Genomic DNA, 20,098 nt, shown 5'->3' on the forward strand with positions numbered 1-20,098 from the left:
TTCGCTCAGTTGCGCCGCCTGTCCGCGCGGCCATCGGATCCAATCCCCATCTGCGGGTTTCGTCACCGGCAGCGCGCCTTTATAGCGGGGGGCGCGACGGCCTTTCGTGTCGCTGACGGGGGCTCTGCGAAGCGTCCCCTCGGCGATGAACCGGAAAGCGGCTCGCGTGTTGATTACGCCGCCCCCAAGGTCGGGGAGGCAGGAAAGGTAAGCGATTGACTGGATCCGGATCCGACGGCGCGCATCGCCCTGATCGGGGCCCTGATCGGGTCAGCCTGGACGCCGAGCGGATCGAGGCGGAGGTGCTGGGGCTCGATGACAGCTCCGACCCCTTTGTCAATGCGGTCCGCGCGACCCGCATGCCCATGGTCATCACCAATCCGCGCCGGCCCGACAATCCGGTCGTGTTTGCGAACGAGGCCTTCTGCCGCCTGACCGGCTACGCCCGCGAGGAGATCCTCGGACGCAACTGCCGCTTCCTGCAGGGGCCGGAGACCGATCCCGAAGCGGTCAGCCGCATTCGCGCCGCCGTCGATGCGGCCCGGCCAATCGAGATCGACATCCGCAATCATCGCAAGGACGGCGTCCCGTTCTGGAATCGCCTCCTGATGGCGCCGGTGTTCGACGGGAACGGCGTGCTGGCCTATTTCTTCGCCAGCCAGGTCGATGTCACGATCGAGCGCGAGCGGCTCGCGGGACTCCAGACGGACAAGGCCGTGCTGAAGGCCGAACTGGATGCGCGCGAGCGCGTGGACCACGAACGCGACCGGGAACTGGATCTGGCCATGCGGGCCGGCGGGCTGGGGGCCTGGAGCGTCGATGTCCGAACCCGGACCCTGATGGCCTCCGACGCCTACAAGACCCTGATGGGCTGGCCGGTCGAGACGCCCTTCACCTACGAAGACCGCCAGAAGATGATCCATCCCGACGACCGGGAGGCGGTGCGCGCGCAGAGCGATGCGACGATCCAGGACGGCGCGGACTATCATATCACCCACCGCGTCATCACGCCCCTGGGCGGCGTGCGCTGGATGGAGGCCCGGGGGATACTGGTGTCGGACGCCGAGGGCGCTCCGCTGCGCATCTCGGGGGTCACGACCGACATCACCGATCGGGTGAGGTCCGAACGCCTGAGTTCGGCCATGGTGGAGCTGTCGGACGTCCTGCGCGATCTCGAGGATCCCGAGGACATCACCTATGCCGCAGCCGAGATTCTGGGCCGGACGCTCGAGGTCAGCCGCGCCGGTTTCGGCATCGTGGACCAGGACGGGGAAACCATCACCATAAGCCGCGACTGGAACGCGCCTGGAGTCGAGACCATCGCGGGCGTCCTGAGTTTCCGGGACTATGGTTCCTACGTCGAGGATCTGAAGCGGGGCGACACCGTCGCCTTCGCCGACGCGCGCGAGGATCCGCGCACACGCGAGACTGCGGCCGTGCTGGAAACCATCGCCGCCCGCGCCGTTATCAACATGCCCCTGACGGAACAGGGAGGCATGGTCGCCCTGGCCTATCTGAACCACGCCTCCGTGCGCGCCTGGCAGGAGGACGAGATCCGATTTCTCCGGGACGTCGGCGAACGCACCCTGGCGGCGCGGGAGCGTCGTCGGGCCGAGCGGCATCTCGCCAGGCTGGCGGCGTCGCTGGAGCGGACGGTGGAGCAGCGCACCGCCGAACTGATGGCCAGCGAGGCCGCGCTTCGCCAGTCGCAGAAAATGGAGGCCGTCGGCCAGCTGACCGGCGGCATAGCCCACGACTTCAACAACCTGCTGACCGGCGTCAGCGGCAGTCTCGAGATCGTCGCCAAGCGTCTGGCCGAGGGGCGCGCCTCCGAGGTGGGACGGTTCATCGCGGCGGCCCAGGCGGCCGCCCAGCGGGCGACCGCCCTGACCCATCGCCTCCTGGCCTTTTCACGGCGTCAGACGCTGGAGCCCAAGGCCATGGACGTCGAGACCCTGGCGCGCGGCATGGAGGATCTGATCCGCCAGACCATGGGGCCGGCCATTCGTCTGGAAACCCGATACCAGGCCGGGACGTGGCCGGTGCTGGTCGATCCGGGCCAGCTAGAGAATGCGCTTCTCAACCTGTGCATCAACGCCCGCGACGCCATGCCCGACGGAGGGCGGCTGACCATCGAGACGGACAATGTCGTGCTGGATCGCGCGGAAGCGTCGGACCTGGGCCTGCCCAGCGGAGACTATGTCCGCCTCAGCGTCGCCGATACGGGCGTCGGCATGAACGAGGAGGTCATCGCCCGGGCGTTCGATCCCTTCTTCACCACCAAGCCGATCGGTCAGGGCACGGGCCTGGGGCTGTCGATGATCTATGGCTTCGTCCAGCAGTCCGGCGGCCAGGTCCGGATTCGGTCCGCGCCGGGGCAGGGCGCCGCCATCGGCCTCTATCTGCCGCGCCACCATGGCCAGGTCGAGCTCGGTCAGACGGTCGACGAACCCGCGCCGTCGGGCGCGCCACGACGGCGCTATACCGTGCTGATCGTCGATGACGAGGCCACGATCCGCATGCTGGTGTCGGAAGGCCTGTCCGAACTCGGCTATGATTTCATCGAAGCCGAGGACGCGCGGGCGGGACTGGCGGTCCTGGGTTCGGGGCGGGGGATCGATCTCCTGATCACCGACGTCGGCTTGCCGGGCGGGATGAACGGCCGCCAGCTCGCGGACGCCGCGCGGGCGCGGCAGCCGGGGCTCAAGGTGTTGTTCATCACCGGCTATGCCGAGACGTCGGTCCTCAGCGGAGGCGATCTGGAGGCCGGCATGCGGATCCTGACCAAGCCGTTCGAACTGAAGCAACTGGCGCAGCGCGTGGAGACGATCCTCTCGGAGGACTGACCCGTGCGGGACGCGGCATGGTGCCCTGCGTCAGAATTCTTCCCATTCGTTCGCCGGGGCCGAAGTCGCCAGGGCGGCTGAACCGACCTGACGGAAGGCGCGTGCCGGGGCGCGGGGCGCGGGACGTTCCACCCGGCTTTCCGTCTGCTCCGTTCTCCGGCCGCCGTCCTGCGTGACCCGGAACCGGGTGACCAGAGACGCCAGCCTTTGCCCTTCCTGGGTCAGATTGTGGCTGGCGGCCGTCGACTCCTCGACCATGGCCGCGTTCTGTTGCGTGACCTGGTCCATCTGATTCACGGCGGTATTGACCTGGTGAAGGGCCGTGGACTGCTCCTGGGTGGAGGCCGTGATCTCGACCATCAGTTGGTCGATCTCCATCACGCGGCTGACGATTGAAGACAGGGCGTCGCCCGTCTCGCCGACCAGATCGACCCCGGACTTCACCTGGACCGAGGAGGCGGTGATCAGGGACTTGATCTCCTTGGCCGCGTCCGCAGAACGCTGGGCCAGGGCGCGCACTTCCGAAGCGACGACCGCAAAGCCACGACCGGCCTCCCCGGCGCGGGCGGCCTCGACGCCGGCGTTCAGGGCCAGAAGATTGGTCTGGAAGGCGATCTCGTCGATCACGCCGATGATCAGGCTGATCTTTTCGGCGGAGGTTTCGATCGCGCTCATGGCTTTGACGGCGCGTTCGACGATGTCCTTCGACTTTTCCGCGGCGACCCGCGAGGTCTCGACGACGGTCGCCGCCTGGGTCGCGCCCTCGGCGGTCTTCTTCACCGTGGCGGTTATCTGATCCAGGGCGGCTGCGGTTTCTTCCAGAGTGGCCGCCTGCTGCTCGGTGCGGCGAGACAGGTCGTCGGCGGCCTCGCTGATCTCTCCGGCGCCGGCCTGCATGGCTTCGGTATTGCCGGAAATTTCCGCCATGGCTGCGTCCAGTTGCGTCATGGCCGTATTGAAGTCGGCCTTCAGCCGGGCGTAGCTGCCGGGGAAATCCGCATGGATGCGTGTCGTCAGATCCCCCTCGGCCAGGGCGGTCAGGGCCTCGGCGGTGGCCTGAACGACCCGGGTCTGTTCGGCCTCGGCCAGGGCGCGTTTCTCGTCCGCCTCACGCCGTCCGTCCTCGGCGGCCTCGAGGTAAAGCGAGATGACGAAATCCATGTCCAGCAGGGCCGCCTTGACCACGCTGGCCAGGGCGGCGCCCAGGGCGTCGCCTTTGTCCTTGCGGCCGAACAGGCTGCGCTTGCCGGCGTCCGCCTTGACGATGGCCTTGATCAGCCCCTCCAGCACCAGGGCGTAGCCGCCGATGTACCAGCGCGGCTCCAGGCCGATCCGGGCGTGGGTCCGGCCGATTCGTCGGACGCCCTCGACATAGTCAGGGGTGAAGTCCCCCGATGCGATCAGGGACCAGTGTTTGGCCTGGGCGCTCTTGGCCCCGGAGATATGGGTCTCGCTGTTGAAGAAATGCGCGACATCGGGCGTCGCGCGCACCTGATCGTAGAAGGCGTCGAGGGTCTGGGACAGGGCGGCCTCAACGACCGGACGCGTGTCTGCCAAAGCGGCGCGCGCCTCATCATCCAGCTTCAGGAACGCAAGCCGTTCCTGAATATCCATATTTTTCGACATCTTGCACTCCAGCCCTGGGAGCACAGTCTTTCATTAGCCCTAAGCCATGGTTGAACATTGTTGGGCGTTGGAACAGTTTCGCGCTGCAACAACAACCCCTGCGGGACGCTCAGGCAGCCTTTGATTTTGCGGATCGGGCGAGGGTTTCAGCTATGACGTCGAGAAGCGGGTTTACGACCCGCAGGGCTTCGGCGGCCTGGGGCGTGAGGGCTTCGGCGAGCCGGCCGTAATCCGCCCGCCGACGGTCCAGTCGTCGGCCGCCCGCCGCCGTGAGCGCCAGCATTGTCACGCGCCGATCGGTCGGGTGCGGCCTCCGGCTGACCAGATCACCTTTGACGAGGGTGTCGACCAGGCGCGAGACCGTGCCCGCCGGCAGGCTGACCGACTCGGCCAGAGCGCATTGCCGCAAACCTCGACGTCCGGCGGCCTCGACGATCTGCAGCGCCTGAACAGCCGGTCCGGTCAGGTCGTCGTCGCTCAGAAGACGATCAAGCATCTGGTCCATCTGCTGGATCCGGGCGTCCAGACCGATCAGTGCGACGGCGTTCTCATCGACCGTGGTCAAACGTTCCGCTGTGATGATTCCACGATGGCCCATGGATTTGTTCTAATCCTGCTGATCCAACTTTCAATAGGACTGAAAGTCCCTATTGCGGCGCACGCTCTGAGATTGAATGGCGCTCCCACGAATACCGAAGATTTCTGAAAATCTGAGTGTCGAATCGTCGCGTGATCAAGCCTTGCACGGGGTTTGATACGATCAACCGCGATGTCGATTGGCCTCTAGACTGTCGCATCCGTATTCATCCGCGTTGACGAACTGAGCGCGGACTCTGTCCCAGTCGTCAGGTTCGGCGACGCCCGGGTTCAACCTGGGGCGTTTACGCCCCCCGGACGCGTCGCCTTGCGTGGAAAGATCGTGGACATTGGCGTTCAGTGTGAACGCGAAGCGCGCGCCTCCAAGCGCGCTCGGGACAAGTTCTATGACGCCGCCATGCGCCTCTACGATCGTGCGGCAGATCGAGAGGCCCAGTCCCATTCCGCCGGACTTGCTGCTGACGAGGGGGTCGAAAAGCTTGCCGGCCATGTCCGCCGGCACGCCGGGACCGTTGTCGCTGACGAGAATCTGATAACCTTGCGACGTCTGCCGTCCTGAGATCTCCACCCTGCGCGGGACGCCGTTCGGGGGCGCCTCCATGGCGTTTCGGGCCAGATTGAGGATGACTTGCTGAAGCTGAACGCGGTCGCAGTAGGTGTAGGCGGCCGGGTCGATCCGGCAGGAGATTTCCGCCTTCGTCTCGCGGGCATGGCTGATGAGAATGGGCATGATCTCCTCAATCACCCCGGCGACCTGCTCGCGCGCCTGATAGCGCTTCTCGTGGATCATCAATGCGCGAAGACGCAGGATGATGTCGGCCGCGCGTTTCACCTGGGCTCGCGCCGCCGCCATGAGTTCGGGGGCGTTCGCCGTGTTCGGACCCGGCTTTTTCACGGCCGTCTCTGCGGCGGCCAGATAGTTGATGGCCGCAGAGAGGGGCTGATTGACCTCGTGCGCCACCATGGAGGCCATTTCCCCCAACGAACTCAGTCGCCAGTTGTGAATGATCTGGAGCCTCACTTCCAGAAGTGCGGTTTCCGCCGTGACGGCGGTGGTCATGTCCTGAATGAAGAGAGTCACGAACTTGCCGTTGCGGGCGGAGAACCGCGCGGCCTGGACGTCGACGAAGGCGTGAACGCCGTCATGCCGCCGCGCCCGCCACAGAGGATCCTCCCCGGCGTTTCGGGCGCGCGCATTGAGGTCTTCGACCCATGTCGGGGACTGCAGAGCCGCCCTGTCGAAACCCTCGATCAGATCGCTGATGGCGGCCGCGTTCGGCGGGGTCAGAGGGCGGCCGAAGAACCGATCCGCCGTCGCGTTCGCGCAACAGACGAAACCCGCCTCGTCCAGCGCGATGATCGCCATGGGCGCATCCGACAATATGCTCTCAGCAAAGGCCTCCACTGGTCGTCTCCCACCCCGTTCGCCGTTGACGCCTCGCCTCTGCGGGGAGTTTCACGTCTCTTGTGGCGAATTTGACATAATTAAGTCTACTCAAATTGTCAGGGAAAGCAAAAATAAGACCTTAGTATTAGTCTGGGCTGATGACTTGACAGTCAATAGCACTGCGACGGACGTGGTTGTTATTATGTACAACCTGATTTCGATTATTAATGACTGTGTCCGGATTCGAACATTTCGGGTCCCGCCGCGGTGAGGCTGGAGTGGCGCCGTCAAGGGCTTTCATTTCGTCTTTGGGGCTGCAAGAGGCCGATCCTGCCTGCTATGACGGGGGCAATAGCAATAAGCACATAGGGAATCTCAGGTATGGTGCGCGACATTCGCCACTTCATCGACGGCGTGGCCTTCGATGGGGCCTCCGGCCGTTTCGGCGACGTCTTCGACCCCAATACGGGTCAGGTTCAGGCCCGCGTCCACCTGGCCACGACGGCCGAGGTCGATCGCGCCGCCCAGGCCGCTCAGAACGCCTTCGACGGCTGGGCCAGCACCAATCCCCAGCGCCGCGCCCGCGTCATGTTCGACTTCAAACGCCTGGTCGAGGCGCGGATGGACGAACTGGCCGAACTGCTCAGCAGCGAGCACGGCAAGGTCATCGCCGACTCCAGGGGCGACATCCAGCGCGGGCTGGAAGTGATCGAGTTCGCCTGCGGCATCCCCCACGCGCTGAAGGGCGAATACACCCAAGGGGCCGGCCCCGGCATCGACGTCTATTCGATGCGCCAGCCGCTGGGCGTAGTGGCGGGCATCACGCCGTTCAACTTCCCCGGCATGATCCCGATGTGGATGTTCGGGGTGGCCATCGCGGTCGGCAACACCTTCGTGCTGAAGCCGTCCGAGCGGGATCCGTCCCTGCCGGTGCGTCTGGCCGAACTGATGCTGGAGGCCGGGGCGCCCAACGGCGTGCTGAACGTGGTGCATGGCGACAAGACGGCGGTCGACGCCATCCTGACCCATCCGCTGGTCCACGCCGTCAGCTTCGTCGGCTCGTCCGACATCGCCCACTATGTCTATCAGACCGGCGCCGCCAACCATAAGCGGGTCCAGGCCATGGGCGGGGCCAAGAACCACGGCATCGTCCTACCCGACGCCGACATGGCCCAGGTGGTCAAGGATCTGACCGGCGCCGCCTTCGGCTCGGCCGGCGAACGGTGCATGGCCCTGCCGGTGGTCGTGCCGGTCGGCAAGAAGACCGCTGACGAACTGCGCGAGCGACTGGTCGCCGAAATCCCCAGCCTGAAGGTCGGCGTCTCCACCGATAGCGAGGCCCACTACGGTCCCGTCGTCACCCAGACCCACAAGGACCGCGTTCTGGGCTGGATCGAAAAAGGCGTGCAGGAAGGCGCCGAACTGGTCGTCGATGGCCGCGACTTCAGCCTGCAGGGGCACGAGAAGGGCTATTTCATCGGCCCGTCGCTGTTCGACCACGTGACGGCGGACATGTCGTCCTATCAGGAGGAGATCTTCGGGCCCGTGCTGCAGATCGTCCGCGCCGAGACCTTCGAAGAGGCCCTGGCCCTGCCGTCGAACCACCAGTACGGCAACGGCGTCGCCATCTTCACCCAGAACGGCCGTGCGGCCCGCGACTTCGCCGCCCGGGTCAATGTCGGCATGGTCGGCATCAATGTGCCGATCCCGGTGCCGGTCGCCTATCACACCTTCGGCGGCTGGAAGCGCTCGGCCTTCGGCGACATCAACCAGCACGGCATGGAGGGCGTCCGCTTCTGGACCAAGACCAAGACCGTGACGGCGCGGTGGCCGGATTCGGCGCTGGAGCATTCGGACAGTTCGTTTGTCATTCCGACGATGAGGTAGGGTGTGCGTTGGATCGTTCCGCTGCAGATCATAACCCACGCCGCCATGTTGGTGGCTCTGATCGGATTCACTGTAGTCGAGGCGCCTCTAGGGGCGACTGTTTGCGGAGGGGTTTCCTTACTCGCATTTTGGGGGCTGGTTGAGCTGAAATGTCCTCGCTGCGGGCTTCATCTCACACGACGCGATACCCGGCCGCTCGTTTTTCCGAGCTTACAGCCATTGCCGACCGAGTGCCCGAACTGCGGGCGGTCTCGGCTCGGCGTCTACCCGTTTCAACATAGATTCAGACCAGAACACGTCTGATCTCATGGTGCTGACCCGATGAACTTCGCCCTTACCGACGACCAGCGCGCCATTCAGGACGCGGCGCGCGCCTTCGCCGACGCCGAGCTGGCGCCCCACTCCGCCCGCTGGGACGAGGAGAAGCACTTCCCCGTCGATGTGATGAAACAGGCGGCCGAGATGGGCTTCTGCGGCATCTACACCGGCGAGGAACACGGCGGCATGGCGCTGGGCCGGGTCGAGGCGGCCGTGATCTTCGAGGAGCTGTCGCGCGGCGACGTGGCGACGGCGGCCTTCATCTCGATCCACAATATGGCGACCTGGATGATCGACCGGTTCGGGTCGGACGCTCTGCGCGCCCGGTTCGTGCCCGATCTGGTCGGCATGGAGAAGATCGCCTCCTACTGCCTGACCGAGCCGGGCTCCGGCTCCGACGCGGCGGCGCTGCGGACCACGGCGGTGCGCGACGGCGACCACTATGTGCTGAACGGCTCCAAGGCCTTCATTTCCGGTGCGGGGACCAGCGACCTCTATGTCGTCATGGTCCGCACGGGCGGGGAGGGGGCAAAGGGAGTTTCCGCCCTTGTCGTCGAGGCCGGGACGCCCGGCCTGTCCTTCGGCGCCCAGGAGCGGAAAATGGGCTGGAACGCCCAGCCGACCGCCATCGTCCAGTTCGACGACTGTCGCGTGCCGGCCGCCAATCTGCTGGGCGAAGAGGGGGCGGGCTTCCGCTATGCGATGGCAGGCCTGGACGGCGGGCGGCTGAACATCGCCGCCTGTTCTCTGGGCGGCGCGCGTCTGGCGCTGGAAACGGCCCAGGATTACGTCGCCACCCGCAAACAGTTCGGTCGTCCGGTCGGCGAGTTCCAGGCCCTTCAGTTTCGTCTGGCCGACATGGCGACCGATCTGGAGGCGGCGCGCCTGATGGTGCTGCGCGGGGCCTGGGCCATCGACACCGACCATCCGGAAAAGACGAAGTGGTGCGCCATGGCCAAGCGGCTGGCCACCGACGCCTGTTTCCAGATCGCCGACGAGGCGCTGCAGTTGCACGGCGGCTACGGCTATCTGAAGGACTATCCGCTGGAACGGATCGTGCGCGACCTGCGGGTCCACCGCATCCTGGAGGGGACCAACGAGATCATGCGGGTGATCATCGCGCGGGAGATGGCGCGGGGATGATGGCGGTCGGCGCCGCGATCTGTTATTCTGACCAGAATTCTGATCAGGATTTCGGCCATGCGTTCCATCGGAGTTCTCGAAGCCAAGACGTCGCTGTCGTCCTTGCTGGACGAGGTCCAGACCTCCGGCGAGACCATCGTCATCACCCGGCACGGGCGACCGGTGGCGCGTCTGACGCCCGAGCCGCGTCGTCGCCGACTGTCCGGCGCCGAACTGGCCGCACGGTCTCAGGCCTTTATGGCCGGGCAGGCGGCGGATGCCGATTGGGCGCGAATGAGCTGGGACGAGCTGAAGGCGATTGCGCGCGATGAAGACCCTGGTCGTTGACGCCTCGGCGGCGGCGTCCTGGCTGCTGGCCAGCCAATCCACGGCTCCCGCGCGTCGTCTGTTGGCGGCGCTCGACGACTATGAACTGATCGCGCCCGATGTCTTCCAGTGGGAGGTGGCCAATCTGTTGGTGCGCCAGGCGCGACGCGACGCGGGTTTCGACCTGTCTGAAGCTTTTGTGCGGTTGGACGAGTACGAGATCGGTCTTGCCCCGGCCCTGTCCGCTCGCGAGGTGCGTCGGATCGCCCTTCTGGCCCAGGGGCGGGGTTTGAGCCTGTTCGACGCGGCCTATCTGTGGCTGACGCTCGAACGGGACGCCGGCCTGGCGTCGCGCGACGCCGACCTGCTGAAGGCTGCAGCGGCCGCCGGGCAGGATGTTGTTGATCTCAGGGAGAAGGACCTTTCATGACCGAACCCGAAATCATCGCCCGCGTCGAAAACGGCGTCGGCCGTATCAGCCTGAACCGGCCCAAGGCGATACACGCCCTGAACCGGGCGATGTGCGAGGCGATGACCGAGGCCCTGCTGGCCTGGCGTGAGGACGCTGCGGTGCAGTCGGTGCTGATCGACCATGCGGGCGAGCGCGGCTTCTGCGCCGGGGGCGACATCCGCATGATCGCCGAGAGCGGAGCGGGCGACGCGTCAGAGGCCAAGGCCTTCTTCCTGGCGGAATACCGGCTGAACCATCTGATGTTCGGCTATCCCAAGCCGATCACGGCCATCGTGGACGGGATCGTCATGGGCGGCGGCGTCGGGATTTCGGAGCCGGCCCCCATCCGCATCGCCACCGAGCGGACGACCTACGCCATGCCGGAGACGGGCATCGGCCTGTTCCCCGATGTCGGCGGCGGCTGGTTCCTGCCGCGCCTGCCGGGCCAGACCGGCGTCTGGCTGGCGCTGACGGGCGCGCGGCTGAAGGCGGCGGCCACGATCGAACTGGGCATCCACACCCACTATGTCCCGTCCGAAAGCCTGGAGGCGCTGAAGTCTGAAATCCTCGACGGGGGCGAACCGATTGAGGTGGCAGGCCGGTACGACTTCAGGATTCCGCCTGGGTTGGAAGACCGCCGGGAGGCCATCGACCGGCTGTTCGCCTTCGATACGGTCGAGGAAATCTTCTCGGCGCTGGACGCCGAAGGCTCCGACTGGGCGTTGGCCCAGCTGGCGATCCTGAAGACCAAGTCGCCGCAATCGCTGAAGGTCACCTTGCGCCAGCTGCGGACCGGGGCGACGCTCGCCAGCTTCGCCGAGAACATGGCGATGGAATACGCCCTGGGCGGGCGGGTGGTGCGGACCCACGACTTCCAGGAAGGCGTGCGGGCCGTGATCGTCGACAAGGATAATGCGCCCCAATGGTCCCCTGCGGACCTGTCGGGCGTTACGGAGGCGACGCTGGACGCGCTGTTCGCGCCGCTGCCGGACAATGAAAAATGGACGCCGCTGCCCTGACAGCGACGCCGACCAAAGGGAGAGAGACCATGACCAAGATCGCCTTCATCGGCCTGGGCAATATGGGGGGCGGCATGGCCGCCAATCAGGCCAAGGCCGGCCACGCGGTCGCCGCCTTCGATCTGAGCGCCGCAGCGCTGGAGCGGGCGTCGGCGGCGGGCTGCGCGCCTGCGGCCTCGGTCGCCGAGGCGGTGTGCGACGCCGAGGTGGTCATCACCATGCTGCCCGCCGGCCCCCATGTGCATAAGGTCTATGCCGAACAGATCATCGGCGCGGCGCCGTCCAGCGCCCTGCTGCTGGACTGTTCGACCATCGACGTGGAGACGGCGCGCAAGGTGGCGGGGCTGGCGCGGGACGCCGGCTACGCCTTCGCTGACGCGCCGGTGTCAGGGGGAACGGCGGCGGCCGATGCCGGAACCCTGGCCTTCATGGTCGGTTGCGACGAAGGCGATTTCGCCCGTGTCGAGGCCGCGTTGGAACCCATGAGCCGCATCACCATCCGGGCCGGCGATCACGGCGCCGGTCAGGCGGCCAAGATCTGCAACAACATGCTGCTGGGCGTCTCCATGCTGGGCACGTGCGAGGCGATCGCCCTGGCCGAGAAGCTGGGGCTGGAGCCGGAGCGTTTCTTCGAGATCGCGTCCAAATCCTCGGGCCAGTGCTGGAGCGTGACCAGCTATTATCCTTGGCCCGGCCCGGTGCCGACGGCGCCGTCGAACCGCGACTATCAGGGCGGCTTCGCCACGGCCATGATGCTGAAGGACCTGAAACTGGCCCAGGAGGCGGCGGCCAAATCGGGCGCCTCCACTCCTCTGGGGGCCCAGGCCGAGGCGATGTACGCCCTGTTCGACGGTCTGGGCCACGGGGGCCGGGACTTTTCCGCCATGCTCCAGATGCTGCGCGGACGGCTGGCGGATCTGGACGCCGGATGATCCGACGCAGCCCCGAGATCGTAAGCCATGGTCTCAAGGGGCGGACTTCCTCTATGAGACGCCTCTTCCCCTCCGCACTGGACCGTCCCGCCTCATGATCGCATCGCCGCCCCGGATCGGAGGTCTGGACGTCCAGAGCTGGGGCGATCCCCAGGATCCGGTCGTCCTGCTGATCGGCGCGCCCCAGGGTCTCTCGCCCGATTGGCGGCGTTGGGTGCGGGCCCTGGTCGAGGCCGGGCGGCACGTCCTGCTGGCCGAAGCTCCGGAAGCCGGCGAAGAAGCGGCCGGCCTGCGCCGCCTGCTGACCGACATCTCGTCGCGGCCCGCCATCCTGTGTTCGGCCCAGACCCTGGCCGCCGTCGTCCCGGCTCTGGTCGTCACCGGCCCGGCCCTGGCCAGTTGCCTGATCGTGGCGGGCGAGGCGCCGGTCGAGGCGACCGCGCCGCTGGACGGCCTGCCGATCCTGACGCTGGATCCCGACGCCCTCGCCGATCCGGGCGAGACGGCCGACGCCGTCATCCTGGCCTTCCTGGAACGCCAGGCCCCGCGCGAGGCCCTGTATTACCAGGCCGGTTCCGATCCCCGCACCCTGCGCGACGCCCTGGGCTGTTTCGCCACCGGGGTGACGGTGGTGACGACCCTGGATGAGGCGGGGCAGCCGGTGGGCCTGACGGCCAACTCCTTCTCCTCGGTGTCGCTCGATCCGCCGCTGATCCTGTTCTGCCTGGCCCGCAGTTCGTCCAATCTGGAGCGGTTCCAGCGGGCGGCGCATTTCGCCATCAATGTGCTGCACATCGGCCAGCAGCCGATGTCGGGCGCCTTCGCCCGGTCCTCGGCCGAACGGTTCGACGGCGTGGCCTGGGAGACCTGGGACACGGGCGCGCCGATCCTGTCCGGTTCTCTGGCCAGTTTCGAATGCGCGACCCATCAGGTGGTCGAGGCCGGGGACCATCTGGTCTTCATCGGCCGGGTCACGCGCGCCCGGTTCGAGCCGCGCCGCGACCCGCTGCTCTATTTCCGAGGCCGCTACCGTCGACTTCACTTCGCCTGATTGCAGCAGGGCGCCCGGTTCACATCGGGCGGTCGGATCGCTATCTCAGAGCCCAAAGCAAGAGGAAACCCGCCATGTCCGCCGATCCCGTCGTCATCGTCTCCTACGCCCGCACGCCGATGGGCGGTTTCCAGGGCGCGCTGTCCGACGCCAAGTCCACCGACCTGGGCGCGACGGCGGTGAAGGCGGCGCTGGAGCGAGCCGGCCTGGACCCGAACAAGGTCGAGCAGATCATCATGGGCTGCGTCCTGCCCGCCGGCCTGGGCCAGGCCCCGGCCCGTCAGGCCGGGATGGGCGCGGGCCTGCCGATCTCGACCGAGGCGACCACGATCAACAAGATGTGCGGCTCGGGCATGCAGGCCGCGATGATGGCGCATGACGCCCTGCTGGCCGGTTCGGCCGAGGTGATCGTGGCGGGCGGCATGGAGTCGATGACCAATGCGCCGTATCTGATGCAGAAGCACCGGGGCGGCGCCCGGATCGGCCACGACGTCATCTCCGACAGCATGTATCTGGACGGTCTGGAAGACGCCTATGAGCCCGGCAAGCTGATGGGTCAGTTCGCCGAGGACACGGCCAAGGCCTATCAGTTCACTCGCGAGCAGCAGGACGCCTATGCGACCGAAAGCGCCGGTCGCGCCAAACGCGCCCAGGACAGCGGCGCCTTCGACGCCGAGATCACGCCGGTCGAGGTGAAGACCCGCAAGGGCGTGGTTGTGGTCGATCGCGACGAACAGCCGACCAAGTCCGACCCGTCCAAGATCCCCAATCTGAAGCCCGCCTTCGGCAAGGACGGCACCATCACCGCCGCCTCGGCCGCCTCGATCTCGGACGGCGCCGCAGCCCTTGTCATGATGCGCCAATCGACGGCCCAGGCCCTGGGCCTTACCCCGGTCGCCCGCGTCGTCAGCCAGGCCGCCCACGCCCATGAACCCAGCCTGTTCACCACCGCACCGGTCTTCGCCCTGAAGAAGGCTCTGGCCAAGGCGGGCTGGACCGCCGACGACGTCGATCTGTGGGAGGTCAACGAGGCCTTCGCCATCGTGCCGATGATCGCCATGCAGGAACTGGGCGTCCCGCATGGCAAGATCAACGTCAACGGCGGCGCCTGCGCCCTGGGACACCCGCTGGGCGCCTCGGGCGCGCGGGTCCTGACGACTCTGCTGTCGGCGCTCAAGGCGCGCGGCAAGACGCGTGGCATGGCCGCCCTGTGCATCGGCGGTGGCGAGGCCACCGCCATGGGCGTCGAACTGGTTTAGACGTCCACCGCCGCGTCCAGCGCGTTTTCCTGAATGAACTCGCGGCGCGGCTCGACCACGTCGCCCATCAGTTTGGCGAACAGGTCGTTGGCGTCTTCCTCGTGCTCGACCGAGACCTGCAGAAGGGTGCGGGCGTTGGAGTCCAGCGTGGTCTCCCACAGCTGCTCGGGGTTCATCTCGCCCAGACCCTTGTAGCGCTGGATGGCCAGGCCCTTCTTGCCCGCGTCCAGCACGGCGTTCAGCAGGTCCAGCGGCCCGCGGATGGTGGTGGACTTTTCCTTGCGGCGATAGGTGGCCGGAGCGGAGAAGACGCCGTCAAAGGCGGCGGCGCGCTCGGCCAGACGACGCGCGTCCAGCGAACGCAGCAGGGTTTCTTCCAGCACGATGGTTTCCTGCACCGCCCGCCGGGTGCGGGTGAAGACGACCGCGCCCTGTTCGCCCGGCGCGCCGGTCCAGTCGCCGTCGCCTTCTTCGGCATAGAGATTCAGACGCACGGCGGCCGCGGCCGAGGCCTGGGTCATGTCGGCGTTTTCGGCGAACAGGCCGGCCAGGGCCGCCTGTTCGATGGCGAAGGCGGGGGCGCGCTGGCTGAGGCGATCGACGCCGCCCTTGAAGGCCTTGGCCTCGCGCACCAGGGCCTGCAGGTCCAGACCCAGGCGGCGTTCGCCGGTCGACAGGTCCAACTCGGCCTCGGACGAGCCCTCCTCGATCAGATAGGAGTCCATCTCGGCCTGATCCTTCAGGTAGCGAGACTGCTTGCCCTTGGAGACCTTATAGAGGGGCGGCTGGGCGATATAGACGTGGCCGCGCGTGATCAGCTCGGGCATCTGCCGATAGAAGAAGGTCAGCAGCAGGGTGCGGATGTGGGCGCCGTCGACGTCGGCGTCCGCCATCAGGATGATCTTGTGATAGCGCAGCTTGTCGGCGTTGAAGTCGTCGCGGCCGATGCCGGTGCCCAGGGCCAGGATCAGGGTGCCGATCAGGTCTGACGACAGCATCCGGTCGAACCGCGCCCGCTCGACGTTCAGGATCTTGCCGCGCAGCGGCAGGACGGCCTGGTTCTCGCGGTTGCGCGCCTGTTTGGCCGAGCCGCCGGCGGAATCGCCCTCGACGATGAACAGTTCGGACTTGGCGGGATCCCGCTCCTGGCAGTCGGCCAGCTTGCCCGGCAGGCTGCTGATCTCCAGCGCCGACTTGCGGCGCGTCAGATCGCGCGCCTTGCGCGCGGCTTCACGCGCGGACGCCGCCTCGATGATCTTGGCGACGACCTGTTTGGCCTCGACCGGGTGTTCCTCGAACCATTGGGCCAGCCCCTCGGAGCACAGGGCCTCGACGGCCGGGCGCACTTCGGACGAGACCAGCTTGTCCTTGGTCTGGCTGCTGAACTTGGGATCCGGCACCTTGACCGACAGGACGCAGGTCAGGCCTTCGCGGGCGTCTTCGCCGGTGACGGAGACCTTCTCCTTCTTGCCGGCGCCCGAGCTCTCGATATAGCCGCCCATGACGCGCGTCAGGCTGGCGCGGAAGGCCGACAGGTGGGTGCCGCCATCCCGCTGGGGGATGTTGTTGGTGAAGCACAGCATGGTCTCGTGATAGGAGTCGTTCCACCACAGGGCGAGATCCAGCTCGATCCCTTCCTTCTTGCCGCGAATGACGATGACGTCCTTCAGGATCGGCGCCTTGGACTTGTCCAGGTGGCGCACGAAGGCCTCGACCCCGCCCTCGTAGTGCAGGATGGTTTCGGTCGGCTCGGCGCTGCGCTGGTCGGCCAGTTTGATGACCACGCCCGAGTTCAGGAAGGCCAGTTCCCGCAGCCGGTGTTCCAGCGTCTTCAGATCGAAGTCGATGTGGCTGAAGGTCGTGACCGACGGATAGAAGGTGACCTCGGTGCCGCTCAGCGGCTTGCCGGTGTCTTCGCGGATCGGGGCGTCGCCGGTGATCACCAGCGACTTGACCGTGTCGCCGCGCTCGAACCGCATCTGGTGCGCCTTGCCGTCGCGATAGATCTTCAGCTCCAGCCAGTCGGACAGGGCGTTGACCACCGACACGCCCACGCCGTGCAGGCCGCCCGAGACCTTGTAGGAGTTCTGGTCGAACTTACCGCCGGCGTGCAGCTGGGTCATGATGACCTCGGCCGCCGAAACGCCTTCGCCCTCGTGGATGCCGGTGGGAATGCCGCGGCCGTTGTCGGTCACCGTGACCGAGCCGTCGGCGTTCAGGATGACCTGGACCAGGTCGGCGTGGCCGGCCAGGGCCTCGTCGATGGCGTTGTCCACCACCTCATAGACCATGTGGTGCAGGCCGGAGCCGTCGTCCGTGTCGCCGATATACATGCCGGGACGTTTGCGCACCGCGTCCAGGCCTTTGAGAACCTTGATGGAATCGGCGCCGTATTCGGGCATTTCGGCAATCGGATCGGTCATGAAATCTGTAGCTCTGAAGTCCCGACCGGGACGGGGATTGAGCGCCGCGTCGGGCGCTCGAATCGACGACGGGATCGCACCGCATCGAAGCCCGCAACATATAGGAATTTCCGACGAAAAAGCGAGGAATTCCGTGCCGGAATCCTAGTCGCTCTCCAGCGCTCCACCGGCGACGCGCACGAACTGCGCGCGGCCGTCCAGGCCGGCGAACAGGCTGCGTTCGGTGCCGGTCATGAAGGCTTGCAGGTCCAGGGCGACGATCTCGTCGAACAGGGCGGCGCGGCGGGCTTCGTCCAGGTGGGCGGGGGCCTCGTCCAGCAGCAGGACGGGGCGGGCCGACTGGTGCGCGAGGCGGCTGATCTGGGCCAGGATCAGGTTCAGGACCAGGGCCTTCTGCTCGCCGGACGAGCCCTCGGCGGCGGGCCGGTTCTTCTCGCGGTGAAGGGCGGTCAGGTCGGTGCGGTGCGGGCCGAACAGGGACCGGCCGGCGGCGCCGTCGCGGGCGCGCGCCTTGGCCAGGCCCTCGCGGATGGCGGCGGCGATCTCGTCTTCTTCGGCGCCGGCCTCGGCCATCTGTTCGGCGGGACCGTCCAGCCCCAGGTCGGCCTGGGGGAAGGGGCGGTCGCGGCGGGCGTCGATGGCGGCCTGGAGCGCGTGCAGGGCGGCGACGCGGGCGAGGGCGGCGCGGGCGCCCGCCTCGCCCAGCCGGGCCTCCAGGGCGTCCAGCCAGACGGGGTCGGCCTCGCGTCCGTCCTGTGCGTCGTTCAACAGGCGCAGCCGTTCGCGCAGGGCCTTTTCGTAGGCGGAGACGGCGGCGGCGTGGTCGGGATCGGCGGCGAAGACCAGCCGGTCGAAGAATTTCAGCCGCTCCGCCCGCGCGTCGGAGAACAGTCGGTCCTGCTCGGGCGTCGCCCAGACGGGCCGCAGATAATCGAGCAACCGCCCGGGCTGGGCCGTCTCGCCGTCGATGCGGACGATGCGCCGCGCCGCGCCCGCCGTCTGGACGCCGGTGCCCAGACGCGTTTCGTCGTCCAGCTCGACCATGACGGCCCAGGCGCGGCCGACCGCCTCGCCGGGCTCGCGCCGGCCCATCTCGGCGGCGGTCGCGCCCCGCAGCCCCTTGCCGGGGGTCAGCAGGCTGATCGCCTCCAGCAGATTGGTCTTGCCCGCCCCGTTCGGGCCGTGAAGCACCACCGGGCCGGAGGCGAGCTCCAGCCGTGCGCTCGCATAGGAGCGGAAGTCGGTGAGGGTGAGGGAGGTGATCAAGTTCTTCCGCTCATCCCGGCGAAAGCCGGGACCCAGTCCTTTCGCTCGGCACGATCTAACCGAGCAGCGTTGGAAACAGATCCGCCCATGCCGGGTTCTTGCGCTCGATCAGTTCCAGCTTCCAGATCCGTTTCCATTCCTTGATCTGTCGTTCGCGCACGAAGGCCGCGTGGCGTGTCTCGTGCACCTCGTACCAGACCAGGAGCGCGACGCCATATCGGCGTGTAAAGCCCGGACGTAACTTGTCGCGATGCTCCGCCACTCGCTTGATCAGATCGTCGGTCGAGCCGGTGTAGACCGTGCCGTTGCGGCGGCTGGCGATGATGTAGGTGAAGAACGCCAAGGCCAGTCTCCGGTGCGAACGAAAGAACTGGGTCCCGGCTTTCGCCGGGATGAGCGGAAATCTCTCGCCTACACCCGCAGCGGCATCAGCACATACTGCACGCCCGGATCGCCGGGATCGAGCACCAGGGTCGGAGAGGCCGGGTCGGCGAAGCGGAAGGCGGCGTTTTCGCCGGTGATCTGGCCGGCGACGTCCAGCAGGTAACGGGCGTTGAAGCCGATCTCGAACGGTTCGTCGGAATAGCCGATTTCGACCTCTTCCTCGGCCTGGCCAGCTTCCATGTTGCGGACGGTCAGCTTCACCCGGTCGTTGTCGAAGGCCAGTTTCACCGAACGGCTCTTCTCGGCCGAAATGGTGGCGACCCGGTCCACGGCCTTGGCGAACAGGGCGTTGTCGATGTCGGCCTGTTTGTCATTGCCCTTGGGAATGACGCGCAGATAGTCGGGGAAGGCGCCGTCGATGACCTTGGAGGTCAGGGACGCCTCGCCCATCTGGAAGCGGATCTTCTGGGCCGAGACGGTGATCTCGACCGGGCCGGCGGCGTCATCCAGCAGGCGGCGGACCTGATCCACCGTCTTGCGCGGCACGATGACGCCGGGGCCGCCGGCCGCGCCCTCGGGCGCCGGGGTCTCGGCCAGGGCCAGGCGGTGGCCATCGGTGGCCACGGCGCGCAGCAGGGCGACGCCGGCCTCGGCCACCGTGTGCAGGTACAGGCCGTTCAGATAATAGCGGGTCTCTTCGGTCGAGACGGCGAACCGGGTCTTGTCGATCAGCCGCGCCAGGTCTTCCTTGGGCATGACATAGGAGGCGCCGGCGCTGTCGGTGGACATGATGGGGAAGTCGCCCGCCGGCAGGACCGGCAGGTTGAAGCGCGACCGGCCGGCCGAGACCACCAGCCGGGGATCGTCGCCCGAATAGAGCAGCGACACCTCGGCGCCTTCCGGCAGCTTGCGCACGATTTCGTACAGGGTATGGGCGGGGGCGGTGATCTGGCCCTCGACGTTCACCGTCGCCTCGGCCTCGTCCACCATCTCCATGTCCAGATCGGTGGCCGCGAAGGCCAACCGGTCCCGGCCCGCGCTGAGCAGGACGTTGGACAGGATCGGGATGGTGTTTCGGCGTTCGACGACGCTCTGCACATGGCCCAGGGCCTTCAGGAGCGCGGATCGTTCGATGGTCAGTTGCATGTCGTCTCGCCCGGATGCGGCGACTCAGGCTGGAGCGCCGCGATAGAGGGCCTTGGA

16 protein-coding genes are annotated in these 20,098 nt (G+C 67.0%); 9 read left to right on the top strand and 7 right to left on the bottom strand.

Going from position 1 to position 20,098, the window contains the following annotated elements; all coding sequences use genetic code 11:
• Window positions 1–215: 215 nt before the first annotated feature.
• Window positions 216–2,846, top strand: a complete 2,631-nt coding sequence (locus tag ACP7CK_RS14920) for a PAS domain-containing protein (RefSeq protein ID WP_426026526.1) — start codon at window positions 216–218, stop codon at window positions 2,844–2,846.
• A 30-nt stretch (window positions 2,847–2,876) separates the two neighbouring features.
• On the opposite strand, the gene ACP7CK_RS14925 is transcribed toward ACP7CK_RS14920, so the two are convergent.
• The 3 genes from ACP7CK_RS14925 to ACP7CK_RS14935 all read right to left on the bottom strand — a co-directional run bounded on the left by ACP7CK_RS14925 (window position 2,877) and on the right by ACP7CK_RS14935 (window position 6,435).
• The gene (locus ACP7CK_RS14925) at window positions 2,877–4,472 is read right to left on the bottom strand and encodes a methyl-accepting chemotaxis protein (protein WP_426026527.1); all 1,596 of its coding nucleotides are present in this window, start codon (window positions 4,470–4,472) and stop codon (window positions 2,877–2,879) included.
• A 109-nt stretch (window positions 4,473–4,581) separates the two neighbouring features.
• Entirely contained in the window at window positions 4,582–5,070 is a 489-nt protein-coding gene (locus ACP7CK_RS14930; RefSeq protein ID WP_426026528.1) for a MarR family winged helix-turn-helix transcriptional regulator, read from the bottom strand.
• Window positions 5,071–5,232: 162 nt separating this feature from the next.
• Entirely contained in the window at window positions 5,233–6,435 is a 1,203-nt protein-coding gene (locus tag ACP7CK_RS14935) for a sensor histidine kinase (RefSeq protein ID WP_426026529.1), read from the bottom strand.
• Window positions 6,436–6,840: 405 nt separating this feature from the next.
• Between ACP7CK_RS14935 and ACP7CK_RS14940 the strand changes: the two genes are divergently transcribed.
• The 8 genes from ACP7CK_RS14940 (at window position 6,841) to ACP7CK_RS14975 (ending at window position 14,822) form a co-directional block, all read left to right on the top strand.
• On the top strand, window positions 6,841–8,343 hold the full coding sequence (locus ACP7CK_RS14940) for a CoA-acylating methylmalonate-semialdehyde dehydrogenase (protein ID WP_426026672.1): 1,503 nt from the start codon (window positions 6,841–6,843) through the stop codon (window positions 8,341–8,343).
• 321 nt (window positions 8,344–8,664) lie between these two features.
• The gene (locus tag ACP7CK_RS14945; RefSeq protein WP_426026530.1) at window positions 8,665–9,804 is read left to right on the top strand and encodes an isobutyryl-CoA dehydrogenase; all 1,140 of its coding nucleotides are present in this window, start codon (window positions 8,665–8,667) and stop codon (window positions 9,802–9,804) included.
• A 57-nt stretch (window positions 9,805–9,861) separates the two neighbouring features.
• Window positions 9,862–10,131 carry a type II toxin-antitoxin system Phd/YefM family antitoxin gene (locus tag ACP7CK_RS14950; protein ID WP_035306346.1) on the top strand — a complete coding sequence of 90 codons (270 nt, stop codon included), beginning with the start codon at window positions 9,862–9,864 and terminating at the stop codon, window positions 10,129–10,131.
• Window positions 10,112–10,540 carry a PIN domain-containing protein gene (locus ACP7CK_RS14955; RefSeq protein ID WP_426026531.1) on the top strand — a complete coding sequence of 143 codons (429 nt, stop codon included), beginning with the start codon at window positions 10,112–10,114 and terminating at the stop codon, window positions 10,538–10,540. Before ACP7CK_RS14950 ends, ACP7CK_RS14955 begins: the two co-directional genes overlap by 20 nt.
• Entirely contained in the window at window positions 10,537–11,580 is a 1,044-nt protein-coding gene (locus ACP7CK_RS14960) for an enoyl-CoA hydratase/isomerase family protein (RefSeq protein WP_426026532.1), read from the top strand. Before ACP7CK_RS14955 ends, ACP7CK_RS14960 begins: the two co-directional genes overlap by 4 nt.
• A gap of 29 nt (window positions 11,581–11,609) precedes the next feature.
• Entirely contained in the window at window positions 11,610–12,512 is a 903-nt protein-coding gene (gene mmsB, locus ACP7CK_RS14965) for a 3-hydroxyisobutyrate dehydrogenase (protein WP_426026533.1), read from the top strand.
• Between the two features lie 94 nt (window positions 12,513–12,606).
• The gene (locus ACP7CK_RS14970) at window positions 12,607–13,563 is read left to right on the top strand and encodes a flavin reductase family protein (protein WP_426026534.1); all 957 of its coding nucleotides are present in this window, start codon (window positions 12,607–12,609) and stop codon (window positions 13,561–13,563) included.
• A 74-nt stretch (window positions 13,564–13,637) separates the two neighbouring features.
• Window positions 13,638–14,822 (top strand): acetyl-CoA C-acyltransferase, encoded by a 1,185-nt coding sequence (locus ACP7CK_RS14975; RefSeq protein ID WP_426026535.1) that lies wholly within the window; start codon window positions 13,638–13,640, stop codon window positions 14,820–14,822.
• On the opposite strand, the gene gyrB is transcribed toward ACP7CK_RS14975, so the two are convergent.
• The 4 genes from gyrB to dnaN all read right to left on the bottom strand — a co-directional run bounded on the left by gyrB (window position 14,819) and on the right by dnaN (window position 20,041).
• Complete coding sequence (gene gyrB, locus ACP7CK_RS14980; RefSeq protein WP_426026536.1) at window positions 14,819–17,245, bottom strand: DNA topoisomerase (ATP-hydrolyzing) subunit B; 2,427 nt, start codon at window positions 17,243–17,245, stop codon at window positions 14,819–14,821. The two genes, ACP7CK_RS14975 and gyrB, sit on opposite strands and share 4 nt — an antisense overlap.
• A 144-nt stretch (window positions 17,246–17,389) precedes the next feature.
• Window positions 17,390–18,511 (bottom strand): DNA replication/repair protein RecF, encoded by a 1,122-nt coding sequence (gene recF, locus ACP7CK_RS14985; protein WP_426026537.1) that lies wholly within the window; start codon window positions 18,509–18,511, stop codon window positions 17,390–17,392.
• Between the two features lie 55 nt (window positions 18,512–18,566).
• A complete protein-coding gene (locus ACP7CK_RS14990; protein ID WP_426026538.1) occupies window positions 18,567–18,854 on the bottom strand; it encodes a GIY-YIG nuclease family protein in 288 nt (95 codons plus the stop codon).
• A gap of 68 nt (window positions 18,855–18,922) precedes the next feature.
• Window positions 18,923–20,041 (bottom strand): DNA polymerase III subunit beta, encoded by a 1,119-nt coding sequence (dnaN, locus tag ACP7CK_RS14995; protein ID WP_154726893.1) that lies wholly within the window; start codon window positions 20,039–20,041, stop codon window positions 18,923–18,925.
• Window positions 20,042–20,098: the final 57 nt, after the last annotated feature.

Origin of the sequence: Brevundimonas sp. TSRC1-1 (genome assembly GCF_049898245.1) — a bacterium.
Classification (GTDB): domain Bacteria; phylum Pseudomonadota; class Alphaproteobacteria; order Caulobacterales; family Caulobacteraceae; genus Brevundimonas; species Brevundimonas mediterranea_A.